Origin of the sequence: Psychromarinibacter halotolerans, assembly GCF_029168315.1 — a bacterium.
GTDB lineage: Bacteria > Pseudomonadota > Alphaproteobacteria > Rhodobacterales > Rhodobacteraceae > Psychromarinibacter > Psychromarinibacter halotolerans.
Map to the genome: position 1 here is coordinate 1 of NZ_JARGYD010000003.1, position 11603 is coordinate 11603.

Here is an 11603-nt window from a genome sequence, read left to right on the forward strand (position 1 = left end):
CGCGGCGGGTGCGGCATGCCGGGGACGACGGGCATCTGGGCGGCGCGCAGGTCTTCAAGACGGGCGGCCAGCGGCTTGGCGACGGCTTCGGCGGCAGCGAACTCATGGGACAGCATGGTCATCACGCAAACACTCCGATCAGGACAAGGAAGAAGGCGATCTCGACGATCGGCAGGCTGACGTTCTTGAACAGCGACATTTCGGATACTCCTGAGTTGGTGATGAACTCTATGGCGCACGTCATAAGCGAGTTAATCACCTGCGCATACATATCCCTTAGTACAGCTATCCTTTAGGACACCCTTGCCGGTTTTCCGGCAAAGGTTAAAGATTTCAATGAATTAGCGAAAATCCCGGTCAGGTTCGCGGCAAAGCGGCTCCGTCCGCGCCGAAAAAATGCAACCGAGCGGGGTTGTAACGTAGGGTCACTCGGTCGCCCGGCTTCAGCCCCACATTCCCGCTGACCCGAACCAACAAGGGCCCTGCCCCATCGATATCCGTGTAAATGTTGGTATCCGAGCCCAGCCGCTCGACCAGTTGCGCCGTCGCGGTGACGTCGCCGCTGTCCTCGACGATCTCGACATGCTCGGGCCGGATGCCCAGATGGCGCGCCTCTGCGGGTCCGGGCAGCACGGTGCCGTTCCCAAGCCGCACGCCACCGTCGACGGGTGTCACGTCGAACACGTTCATATTGGGCGAGCCGATGAACTGCGCGACGAACAGGTTCGCCGGCGTATCGTACAGATCCAAGGGCGACCCCACCTGCTGGATGTCGCCGCCGTTCAGCACAACGATACGGTCGGCCAATGTCATCGCCTCGACCTGATCGTGGGTCACGTAGACCATCGTCGCACCAAGCCGCTGGTGCAGCTTGGCGATCTCCAGCCGCATCTCGACCCGCAACGCGGCATCGAGGTTCGACAGCGGTTCGTCGAACAGGAAGGCCTTGGGATCGCGCACGATGGCGCGCCCCATCGCGACGCGCTGCCGCTGCCCGCCCGACAGGGCCTTTGGGAAACGGTCCAGCAGCTTGTCCAGGCCCAGCGTCTGCGCCGCTTCGGCGACCGGCCCCTTGCGCTTGGCCACCGGCTCGCGCCGGATCTCCATCGAGAAGCCCATGTTCCGCTCGACCGACATATGCGGGTACAGGGCGTAGCTTTGGAACACCATCGCGATGTCCCGGTCGCGCGGTGCCACGTCGTTCATCGGCTGGCCGCCGATGGTGAATGCACCGCCCGAGATCGGTTCCAGCCCCGCGATCATGCGCAGCAGGGTGGACTTGCCACAGCCCGACGGCCCAACCAGAACGACGAACTCGCCGTCCTCGATCTTCAGGTCGATGTCGCGCAGGACCTCGGTGTTCCCGTAGGCCTTGCGCACGGATTTCAGTTCCATCTCGGCCATCGGATTATCCTTTCACGGCGCCGCTGGTCAGGCCCTGTACAAGGTACCTCTGGATGAACAGGAAGAAGAGACAGGACGGGATCAGCGCCAGCACGCCAGCGGCCATCATCTGCCCCCAATCGACTGAGAACTTGCTGACGAAGGTCAGCAGCCCGACCGGGAAGGTCATCGCGTCGTTCGAGTTGATCAGCATCAGCGCGAACAAAAGCTCGGACCACGCGGCGGTGAACACGAAGCCCAGCGTCGCGCCCAGCCCCGGAAGCGTCAGCGGCAGGATCACCTTCCACAGCGCCTGAAACCGGGTGCAGCCGTCGATCATCGCGGCTTCTTCAAGGTCCTTCGGGATGCCGTCGAAGAAGCTCTGCATCAGGAAGGTCGCGAAGGGCACGTTGAACGCCACGTAGACGACGATCAGCGACGTCAGCGAGTTCAGCATCCCCAGCCCCGCGACGATCTTGTAGATCGGCGCGATGATCATCAGCAGTGGGAACATCTGCGTCAGCAGCATCAGCACGACGACCCACCGCTTGCCCCGGAAATGGAAGCGGGAAAAGGCGTACCCCGCGGCGGCTGCGACCAGCGCCGTGACGGCGGCGGTCGTCAGCGAGACGATGACCGAGTTCTTGAAATACGACAGGAAGTCCGACGTGAAGATCACGGCGCGGAAATTGTCGAAGGTCAGCGTCGAAGGCCACAGCGCGGTGCCCTCGGTATAGATCATCCGGTCGGGCGTCAGCGCGATTTTCAGCAGCCAGTACAGCGGGAACAGCGCGAAGATCACATAGGCCGCGATGGCAAGGTACTTGCCGGTGACCGCCAGCGGCGAGGGTCTGGAAATACTGGCCATCAGGTTTTCACCAGTTTTGCGCGGATGAACAGCAGGATCGCGGCATAGACCAGAAGCACGCCCAGCAACGCCACCGCGATGGCCGACGCATAGCCGAAGTCCAGTTTGCGGAACGCCGTCGTGAAGATGTAGGTCGACAGGATCTGCGTAGAGTTGGCGGGCCCGCCGCCCGTCATCACAAAGATCAGGTCGGCGAAGTTGGCGATCCAGATCGCGCGCAGCATCACCGTGATCGCGATCATCGGCCCAAGGAACGGCAGGGTGATCTTAGTGAAGCTCTGCCAGCGCGAGGCGCCGTCGATCTCGGCTGCCTCGTACAGTTCGTGCGGGATCGACTGCAGCGCCGCCAGCAGGGTGATCGCGAAGAACGGCACGCCGTACCAGACGTTCGCCATGATCGGTCCCCACATCGCCGTGTCGGGGTTCGACAGGATGTTGTACGGCTCTTCCAAAAGGCCCATCGCCGCCCACCAGTGCGGCAACGGCCCGATCACCGGGTTCAGAAGCCACGACCACGTCAGCGCGATCAGAAAGGTCGGAACGGCCCACGGCAGGAACACCAGCGCCTGCACCACGCGTTTGCCGTGGAACGGCCGCGACAGCAGCAAAGCCAGCCCGAGGCCAAGAAGAAACTGAAGCGTCACCGAGCCGAAGGTCCACCAGAAGGTGTTGCTCAAGGCGAGCCAGAATTTGTTGTCATCGCCAAGGTCGGCGAAGTTCTCCAGTCCGACAAAGCCGGTCTGGAAAGGGCGCAGCAGGTTGATTGACTGCACCGAATAGGAAATCCCGATGGCCAGAGGGATCAGCATCACGAAGCAGATCAGCAGAACCGCCGGTGACAGATACATCCAAGGCTCTACCGCATAGCGCAGGTAGGCCCGGCCAAAGCGCGACCGGGGGATGCCCCCGGTCGCGTCAGTTGTGTCCGTGAGTGGAGTCACTTCGCCGCCTGATACTTCTCGTACTCTTCGGTCAGGAACTCGGCCCATTCGTCGGCCATGTCCTGGGCGGAGATTTCACCCAGCAACGCTTGCTGGGAGGTCTCGAGAGCGATCGAGTCGGCGAAATAGCCGAAGCCCTCGAGGTACGTCGGCATGGTCAGCGGTTCCCATGCCGGGTCGTTCAATTCCGTGAACCAGCCCGAGAACTGTTCGGACTGGAAGTACGGGTCCTGGTCGGCGCCCTTGTGGATCGGGATGACCCCCACCCGCTGCGCCCACGTCTGGTTCTGGTCGGGGCTGGACAGGTGCGCGATCAGCGACCATGCCTCGTCCTTCGCTTCCGAGCTGTCGAACGCCGCCCAGCCGGCGTAGCCGATGGTCGGGAAGGACTTGCCGTCCGGTCCCTTCGGCATCGGTGCGACGGCGAAGCTTTCGGCGTCCATCCGTTCGGCCACGGCGATCAGCGCGTCCGGGTCCTGATCGAGGAACGCACAGGTGCCCGAATAGAAGCCGGCGACGATCTCGTTGAATCCCCAAGACACGGCGTCACGCGGGGCAAGGCCGTCCTGATAGATGTCGATCAGGAACTGCAGGCCCTCGACCGCCTCGGGAGAGTTGATGGTGGCCTTGCCGTCCGCATCGAAGAACTCGGGCGAGCCCATCATGTTGGCGGCCATCATCATCCAGCCGTTCAGGCCGCCCGGACCGCCGCGCAGGCAGTAGCCGTACTTGCCGTCAAGCTCGGACACCTTGGCGGAGGCGTCGCGGAACTCTTCCATCGTTTCCGGCACGCCCTCGACGCCCGCCTCGGCCAGCAGATCCTTGTTGTAGAACATGGCGCGCAGGTAGAAGCCGTAGGGAATTTCCTTGAACGACCCGTCCGCAGTGGCGGACCCCATGTTGACCGTGGTCTCGGTCAGCGTGTCGGCATGTTCCCAGCCTTCGAAGTAGGGCTGAAGGTCCATCAGCTGCGGGCCGTACAGCGCCAGCCAGCGATCGGGCATCTCGACCACGTCGGGGATGTCCCCGCCAGCGACCATCGTGGCGAACTTCTCGAACGCCTGGCCCCACGGCAGCGACACGATCTCGACCGTGTTGCCGGTCTCTTCTTCCCAAGCCGAGACCATTTCCGTCAGCGTCTCGGTGCGCTCGGGGCTGGTGATCACCTCGACCAGCTTCAGGTCGGCAGCTTGCGCGCCGGTGGCGAGCAGCAGCGCGAGCGCGGTGGTTCCTGTCAGTTTTCTCATTCTTCCTCTAGCTCCCTGTTGAATGGGTTTTTCTGTGTGCGTGGGGCCCGTTCGGCGGGCCTTCTTGTTCAGCTTCCGGCCGTGACCAGAGCGGATTCGAAATCGGACCAAAGCGCCTCGGCGTCCTCCAGCCCCAGCGAGATACGGACCATCGTGTCCGGCACCCCGAATGCCTGAAGCGAGTTCTTCGGCCCGGCCTGCGCCAGCGTGATCGCCGTGGGCACGATCAGGCTTTCGAACCCGCCCCAGCTGACGCCGTAGTGGAACAGGTTCAGCGCGTCGGCGAACTTGCGGACGTCGATGTCCTTGGTGAACTCGATCGACATCAGACCGGACCGCCCCTTCAGACCGGGGACAGAGTTCGGGCCCGGAGAGTTGACGGTCACGACCTCGGGGCGCGCGCCAAGCCGGTCGACGAACAGGTCGGCGGTCCGCTGGTGTTCACGCATCCGGGCCGGCAGCGTGCGCAGGCCGCGCACCAGAAGCCACGCCTCGAACGGCGCCAGCTTGCCACCCAGCAGCGGCAGCGTCAGGTCGCGGATGCGGGCGATATGTTCGTCCGACGCGACAACCACACCGGCCACGGTGTCGGAATGCCCGCAGATGTATTTCGAGGCCGAGTGCAGGACGATGTCGATGCCCAGCGCCAGCGGCGTCTGGAACACGGGCGTCGCCCAGCTGTTGTCGACGACCGTCAGGCAGCCGTGCGCCTTCGCGTGGTCCGCCACCTTCCGCAGGTCCATCACCTGCATCATCATCGAGTTGGGGCTTTCAAGATACGCCAGCGCCGCGCCCTTCAGCGTATCCGGATTATCCTGAAGCTCGGTCACCGAGTGATACGTGACCTCTACGCCCCACGGCCCAAGCATCCGTTCCATCAGGCGGTAGGCGTCGGGATAGACGTGCTCGACACAGGCCAGCCGGTCGCCCGGCTTGAGGAACGCGAACAGCACGGACGAGATCGCCGCCATGCCGCTGGCAAAGCCCACGGCGGCCTCGCCGCCTTCCAGCTTGGCCATCATCTGCTCGAACGCGTCCTGCGTCGGATTCTGCACGCGGGAATACAGCGTGCGGTTCCCCTGCCCCGACATCCGCGCCTCGAAGGCCGAGAAGTCGTCGAAGGTGAACAGCGACGATTGATAGATCGGGGGTGTCACCGACCCTTCACCCCCGCCGAACGGCTGGGCGAGGAATGTGTCGATGCTGTCGTCGGTCATGCGTCGGTGTCTCCGATCTTCGACTGCGTGGCCTTTTCCACCAAGTCGAGAATGTCGTTCATGATCCGTGCGGCGCCGTCCGGGTCGCCGTCGCGGATCGCTTCTGCCAAGGGCCGGTGCAGCGGGATCGAATCCGTTCCCAACTGCGGCTCGCCGAACGGCGCCTCGTAGACGGCGTGAAACGCGTGCTGCAGCTGATCGACCAACTGCTTGTAAAGCGGGTTGCCGGTGGCCTCGTGGATCGCGGCGTGAAAGGCGTGGTCCTGCGGGCGCCAGTCCGCGCCGGAGTCCAACGCGTCCATCAGTTCGTACATGCGGGTCATGATCTCGTGCCGCTGGCGTTCGTCGGCGCGCACGGCGGCCAGCCTTGCGGAATCGACTTCTAGCGGGCGGCGCACTTCGAGCGTCCGCATCAGGCTTTGCGCCTCAAGCGAGATCGACAGCGGAAACTGCATCGACTGGGCGCTGATCGGCGCGCGCAGGACCGTCCCCGCCCCCTTGTTGCGCGTCACGATCCCCATTGACTGCCACGACCGCAGCGCCTCGCGCACGGTCGACCGCCCCACACCCAACTCGCGCGCCAGCTCGATCTCGGGCGGCAGACGATCCCCCACGCCGATGCCGCGGGCGACGATCATCTCGGCCACCGCGTCGAGAACCTCTCGCGGCTTGCCGGATCCAAGTTCGGGGGTGTCGTCATTCATGGATGAAACGTCTCACAATGTCCGACAAAGTCAATCCACTTTGTCGGACATTGTTGGAATCTATGTCAGACGTCCTGACGCAGCTGGAAAAATTCCAACAGCGCGGGAAGGTTAGCGGCAGGGGTATAAGTCAGCACCAACCCAAGCCGCCTGTCACGGCGGCGGCGGGCGTGGACGGCAAACGCCAAAGCCCCCCTTGGCTGCGCGCCAAAGGGGGAATCGCGTGAAACGGATGGTGCGACGGAAGGCCGGTGGCCGGCGGACCTAGAACAGGGTCGCCAAAGCCTCGGCGATGTGTTCGATCGTATAGGGCTTCTTCAGGATCGGAACGCCCGGATAAGCTTCGATGATGTCGTCGCTTGCGCCGTACCCGGTGGCCAGCACGAACTTCACCCCAAGCTCCTTGCACCGTTCGGCCACGGGCAGCGAGGTTTCGTCCCCAAGGTTGACGTCAACCAGCGCGAAGGTGGGCTGCGCATCCTCAATCGCGTGCAATGCATCCGCAACGCTCGCAACCGTCCGGACCGAAGACGCGCCAAGGTGTTCCAGCATGTCCGCCGCGTCCATCGCGATGATCATGTTGTCCTCGACCACCAGCGCCGTACCCTCGAACTTCGCGTCGGACACGTCGTTCGTCGTGACGGCTTCGGTTGCGTCCGTTTCCTGATCCTCTGACACCTCGGCGTGCGCGGCGGGGATGCCGAAATTCGCCACCACGCCTGTCACCTTGTATTCGACATGCGCCGTGCCCTTCAGCTCGAACGGTACCGACCGTTCGATGATCGTGGTCCCGAAGCCCTTACGCGTCGGGGCCTGAACCGGAGGCCCGCCCTTTTCGCGCCAGCCCAGTTCGGCACCGCCATCGGGCCGAAGCTCGATCGCCATGTCGACCGACCCGGAGCTGTCACTGAGCGCGCCGTATTTCGCAGAGTTCGTGACCAGTTCGTGCACGACCAGCGCCATCGTGGTGAAAGCGGTCGGCGACAGATCGACGTCCGGCCCGGCGATGTGGACGCGATCCGCCTTGTCCGACAGGAAGGCGCGGACCTCGGTCCGGATCAGCGACTTGAGCGAAACCCAGTGCCATTCTTTCTGCGTCAGCTGGTCGTGGGCGCGGGCCAAGGCATGGATACGTGCATCCAGAACCTCGCCGTACGCCTGAATGTTCACTGCACCGCCCTTGCCCTGACTGACCAGCCCGCGGATCAGGTTCAGGATGTTGCGGACGCGGTGGTTCAATTCGGCGATCAACAGCTCTTGCTGGTCATTCGCCTTCTGGCGCGCCTCGGCCGCCTCGTCGGTCAGCTTCAGCACGATTTCCAGCAGGGTCACGCGCAGCGCATCGGCGGCGCGCCGTTCGCCCGGCTTCCACGCGGCAGAGCGGCCCTTCACGACCTCTTGCCACGCCTCGAAGCTTTTGCGCGGGGTCAGCCGAACGCCGTTCGGCCCCACCTCTGCCGGTTTTTCCGGGTTGCCCGCCCAGTTCACCGTTCGCGCCACCTCTTGCCGGAACAGCACGATGTAGTCGCGCGGCGACCGCGAGATCGGCAGCGCCAGCAGCCCGGCCGCCCGTTCCGCAAAGTCGGCGCCGCGCGGATACCTCTCGGCGATGCAATCGGTCGCGTAGACCTGATTCATCTGCGCGGTGTTCAGGAACCGCGCGAGGCCCATGAATTCTTCCTCCGTCGGAGCAAGACCGCGCGCCTGATAGTGACCGTTCGAGAAGATCGCGATGCCGTCGAAGGGGATCACGTCTGCCATTTCACGCGCAACGAAGTCGAACGTGTCCACCAAGTCCTGACCATCGGACATCTGGGCCAGCACGCGGTCGTGCATGCCCTGCGCCCGGTCAATTTCGGCCAGTTCCAAATCGGTCTCTGCCTGCGCGAGTTCATAGTTGAACAGCTGCGCGAACAGTTCGACGGCGCTGCGCATGTCATAGCCGATATAGAACGGCGCATAGTGGTGGCAGGCGAACAGGCCCCACAGTTTGCCGCGCCGCAGGATCGACACCGAAAGCGATGCCTCGACCCCCATGTTGCGCAGGTATTCAAGGTGGATCGGCGACACGGCCCGCGTCGCCGCAAGCGAAAGATCCAGCGGCTTGCCGTCCGGCCCGACCGCCGGGATCACCGGCGACGGCGTGTCGTTCACATCCGCGATCAGCCGCAGGGGGCTGCGGGTGTACAGCTCGCGCGCCTGCTTGGGGATGTCGCTCGCGGGGTAGTGCAGTCCAAGATACGCCTCTAGCTGCGGCTCGCGGGCTTCTGCGATCACGGTGCCGCTGTCGTCTTCCTCGAACCGATAGACCATGACCCGGTCGATTCCGATCAGCGCCTTCAGACCCCGGGCCGCATCCTGCGCCATATCCTCGACCGTGCGATTGCGCTGCACCCGGGAAATCAGGCCCTGCACCATCGCCATCTCGCTGCCATCCGCGCCGGTCGCGGTGCGGGGTTCGAATTCGAAGATATAGAAATGTCCGGACCTGTGCAGCGACGCGTCGAACAGCCGCCCGTCACCGAACACGTCGAAGGCAAAGATCCGACCCACGCTGTCGCCGGCATCCAGAAGTTGCAGCTTGGATCGCAGGACATGCACCGTTTCGGTCGGCAGAAACTCGGTCAGCGGAACGCCCAGAACCGTGTCGGGGTCCAGCCCCAGCATCTCCTGACAGTTCGCGGACAGGTGCGCCACGAACCAATCGGGCGACACCGCCAAAAGGCAGCCGTAGGACTGGACGTGGCCAAGAATGTGGATCGGCTCGCGATCACAGTTCGTCAGGTCCACGGCGAAATCGGTCGCTCCCCGATCAGGTGAGTTCATTGATCGTACGTCCTGCCTTAAGCGCCTGACCGGCACAGTCGTCATACAGCCTGAACAGCGCGCGGACGTCATCGACCATCCGGTCCGCCTGCGCTCCGTTTGCTTCCATTTGCCCCGTCTCGACACAGAAGGTGCGCCACAGGTCGGGGCGCGCGGGTGCCTCGAAATACCGGCTGGCGCGCTGCACCAGCGGATTATCGGCCACCGCCCATGTCTTGCGCAGCACAGCCGTGCCCAGACGCGAGCCGAGGACGACATAGTCCATCGCCAGCGCGTGCACCTCGACGTCCGGGCCTTCGGGAAGTTCGGGAACGCCAAGCACCGCAAGGTCCAGCCGCAGGCTGGCCAGCAGGTCGTCGGCAAGCTCTGCCGAACGCGCGACACCCTCCGAGATGCGGATGCGCGGCAAGGCCGCTGCCTGCACCTGCAGGAAACGGGACAGGCCGTCCGTGGACGTCAGGTCCAACCCGGCCAGCTTCGCATCCAAGGCTTCGTGTTCTTTCCGCGTGCCCACCCGCAGCCGGGTGCGCAAATTAACGTCGTTCAGCACAGACTATCCATATCCCAGGCCCATTCTAGGGGCCTACGCCCGCTGAAGATGCTTCGAAATTTGTCGTAGGCAAGGAAAAATCAGATAAAATGCATTGAATTGAAAGAGAATTTTCGCCTCCGCGCCGGCACGAGGAAATTTATCTAAACTTTTCGCACGGATAGGGTTTTGGACCGGACAGGCCTGTTTTCGCGTCAATCGCGGGGACGGCGCGGCTTTGCGCGATGGCGCCGGCCTGCGGCGCGGGTTAAAACACCCGCATGAGACAGTTCTTCGACCTGCAGCACCCCTTTTTCCTCCCCGTCTGGCGCCGGCTTGCCACCGTTGCCGCCTGCCTTGGGTGGAGCGGTCTGGAACTGGCGCTTGGCAATCCCGGCTGGGCCGCAATCTTCGCGGTGTTGGGCCTATTCTGCCTGTGGGAGTTCTTCATCGCTTGGGACGACGACGCGGTCCGCGCACGGGCCGAACGGGACTGACCGAAAGCACCCGGTCACGCCCTGCACAACGGACGCCGCGCCGCTTGACACCGCATGCGAAAACCGACAAATAGCGCGCCAGTGGGGCCGTAGCTCAGTTGGGAGAGCGCGTCGTTCGCAATGACGAGGTCGTCGGTTCGATCCCGATCGGCTCCACCAATTCTCTGACAGACCAAGCGACCCTGCACCGCGATGTCCGACTGCGTCTCATCCGGCCGACGCAGCTTGTCGTTCGCGTCCGTGCGCCAAATACCTGAATCCCAAAGCATAAGTTACGGCCGCGATATATTGTTGCGCGACCGAATTCAGCTCCCTTCCCGGCCCAAAATTATCAAAATGCAAATACTGCGCGAATGGGTCTAAAGTTAACCGCTGGCATCGATTCGTCGAAACCGGCGTTATCTTTGGGAGGATACTGTGAAACACAAATTTCTGAAGGGCCTAGCGCTCTCCTTGACGCTTGCCTCATCGCCAGCTCTTGCTGCGGATGAAACGGTTGCATTTTCGGTCCCCAATCTCGGGTTCCCGTTCTTTGTGCACATGCAGAATGAATTCAATGCTGCAGGTGAAAAACTCGGCGTCACCGTCGAGAACTACGACGGACAGAACCAGACCACCAAGCAGACGTCCGATGTCGAGGCGATGATTATTGGCGGCGTCGACGGCATCGTCATCAGCCCGCTCGACTCGGTCGCGATGGCGCCTGCGGTCCGGCAGGCGGTCGAAGCCGGCATTCCCGTGATCACGGTCGACCGCGCGGTGGAGGGCGTGGACGTTCTGGGTCACGTCGGCGCGGACAACGTGAAGGGCGGCGAGGCGCAGGCCGATCTGATCACCAAGCTGTTCCCCGACGGGGCGCGGATCGTGAACCTGCAGGGCCAGCCCGGCGCCAGCCCGGCCATCGACCGGAACGCGGGCCTGCACAACATCCTCGACGGAATGTCCGACAAGTACGAGATCGTCGCCGAGCAGACCGCCAACTTTGCCCGCGAGGAAGGCGCCAGCGTGACCGAGGCGATCCTTGCCGGTCTCGACAGCCCGCCGGACGTGATCGTGGCTGCCAACGACGACATGGCGCTTGGCGCGATGCAGGTGGTGCAGGAACAGGGGCTGGATATCGCGATCATCGGCTTCGACGCCCTTCCCGAGGCACTGGCGGCAATCCGGGACGGCACCCTGACCGCCACCATCGAGCAGACCCCCGGCGCCCAGTCCGCCGGCGCGCTCGAGGCGTTGCTGGCCTATCTGCGCGACGGGACAGAGCCCGAAAAGCTGACCCTGCTCGAACCCTTCGCGCTGACGAAGGACAACCTCGATCAGGCCGAACGCCTGAGCGAGATCGAGTAAGCACCGCAAGTCCCGGCCCGCCCGCACCGCGCGCGGGCCGGATA

General features: G+C 63.6%; 11 protein-coding genes and 1 tRNA gene. 3 read left to right on the forward strand and 9 right to left on the reverse strand.

What is annotated here, in order from left to right:
• Positions 1 to 121: 121 nt before the first annotated feature.
• The 9 genes from P1K30_RS08520 to P1K30_RS08560 form a co-directional block, all read right to left on the reverse strand.
• Positions 122 to 244, reverse strand: a complete 123-nt coding sequence (locus tag P1K30_RS08520) for a hypothetical protein (protein ID WP_275632295.1) — start codon at positions 242 to 244, stop codon at positions 122 to 124.
• 113 nt (positions 245 to 357) lie between these two features.
• Complete coding sequence (locus P1K30_RS08525) at positions 358 to 1404, reverse strand: ABC transporter ATP-binding protein (protein ID WP_275632296.1); 1047 nt, start codon at positions 1402 to 1404, stop codon at positions 358 to 360.
• Between the two features lie 4 nt (positions 1405 to 1408).
• Complete coding sequence (locus P1K30_RS08530) at positions 1409 to 2251, reverse strand: carbohydrate ABC transporter permease (RefSeq protein ID WP_275632297.1); 843 nt, start codon at positions 2249 to 2251, stop codon at positions 1409 to 1411.
• Positions 2251 to 3192 carry a carbohydrate ABC transporter permease gene (locus P1K30_RS08535; protein ID WP_275632298.1) on the reverse strand — a complete coding sequence of 314 codons (942 nt, stop codon included), beginning with the start codon at positions 3190 to 3192 and terminating at the stop codon, positions 2251 to 2253. Before P1K30_RS08535 ends, P1K30_RS08530 begins: the two co-directional genes overlap by 1 nt.
• On the reverse strand, positions 3189 to 4439 hold the full coding sequence (locus P1K30_RS08540; RefSeq protein WP_275632299.1) for an ABC transporter substrate-binding protein: 1251 nt from the start codon (positions 4437 to 4439) through the stop codon (positions 3189 to 3191). The genes P1K30_RS08535 and P1K30_RS08540 overlap by 4 nt, the downstream gene beginning before the upstream one ends.
• 68 nt (positions 4440 to 4507) lie before the next feature.
• A complete protein-coding gene (locus P1K30_RS08545; RefSeq protein ID WP_275632300.1) occupies positions 4508 to 5656 on the reverse strand; it encodes an aminotransferase class I/II-fold pyridoxal phosphate-dependent enzyme in 1149 nt (382 codons plus the stop codon).
• A complete protein-coding gene (locus P1K30_RS08550; protein ID WP_275632301.1) occupies positions 5653 to 6360 on the reverse strand; it encodes a FadR/GntR family transcriptional regulator in 708 nt (235 codons plus the stop codon). The genes P1K30_RS08545 and P1K30_RS08550 overlap by 4 nt, the downstream gene beginning before the upstream one ends.
• Before the next feature lie 264 nt (positions 6361 to 6624).
• Positions 6625 to 9186, reverse strand: coding sequence for an HWE histidine kinase domain-containing protein (locus P1K30_RS08555; RefSeq protein WP_275632302.1), 2562 nt, complete (start codon positions 9184 to 9186; stop codon positions 6625 to 6627).
• The gene (locus P1K30_RS08560) at positions 9173 to 9736 is read right to left on the reverse strand and encodes a biliverdin-producing heme oxygenase (protein WP_275632303.1); all 564 of its coding nucleotides are present in this window, start codon (positions 9734 to 9736) and stop codon (positions 9173 to 9175) included. The genes P1K30_RS08555 and P1K30_RS08560 overlap by 14 nt, the downstream gene beginning before the upstream one ends.
• 260 nt (positions 9737 to 9996) lie before the next feature.
• On the opposite strand from P1K30_RS08560, the gene P1K30_RS08565 reads away from it, so the two are divergent.
• The 3 genes from P1K30_RS08565 to P1K30_RS08575 all read left to right on the forward strand — a co-directional run bounded on the left by P1K30_RS08565 (position 9997) and on the right by P1K30_RS08575 (position 11559).
• Positions 9997 to 10212, forward strand: coding sequence for a hypothetical protein (locus P1K30_RS08565; protein WP_275632304.1), 216 nt, complete (start codon positions 9997 to 9999; stop codon positions 10210 to 10212).
• An 83-nt stretch (positions 10213 to 10295) separates the two neighbouring features.
• Positions 10296 to 10371: transfer RNA gene (locus P1K30_RS08570), tRNA-Ala, on the forward strand.
• Between the two features lie 258 nt (positions 10372 to 10629).
• Entirely contained in the window at positions 10630 to 11559 is a 930-nt protein-coding gene (locus P1K30_RS08575) for a substrate-binding domain-containing protein (protein WP_275632305.1), read from the forward strand.
• Positions 11560 to 11603 lie beyond the last annotated feature (44 nt).

What these genes read in the sequence shown, in the direction of transcription:
- P1K30_RS08545 (WP_275632300.1), bottom strand. Translation starts at nt 5,656, where the DNA reads ATGACCGACGACAGCATCGACACATTCCTCGCCCAGCCGTTCGGCGGG.
- P1K30_RS08565 (WP_275632304.1), top strand. Translation starts at nt 9,997, where the DNA reads ATGAGACAGTTCTTCGACCTGCAGCACCCCTTTTTCCTCCCCGTCTGG.
- P1K30_RS08520 (WP_275632295.1), bottom strand. Translation starts at nt 244, where the DNA reads ATGACGTGCGCCATAGAGTTCATCACCAACTCAGGAGTATCCGAAATG.
- P1K30_RS08540 (WP_275632299.1), bottom strand. Translation starts at nt 4,439, where the DNA reads ATGAGAAAACTGACAGGAACCACCGCGCTCGCGCTGCTGCTCGCCACC.
- P1K30_RS08530 (WP_275632297.1), bottom strand. Translation starts at nt 2,251, where the DNA reads ATGGCCAGTATTTCCAGACCCTCGCCGCTGGCGGTCACCGGCAAGTAC.
- P1K30_RS08555 (WP_275632302.1), bottom strand. Translation starts at nt 9,186, where the DNA reads ATGAACTCACCTGATCGGGGAGCGACCGATTTCGCCGTGGACCTGACG.
- P1K30_RS08550 (WP_275632301.1), bottom strand. Translation starts at nt 6,360, where the DNA reads ATGAATGACGACACCCCCGAACTTGGATCCGGCAAGCCGCGAGAGGTT.
- P1K30_RS08525 (WP_275632296.1), bottom strand. Translation starts at nt 1,404, where the DNA reads ATGGCCGAGATGGAACTGAAATCCGTGCGCAAGGCCTACGGGAACACC.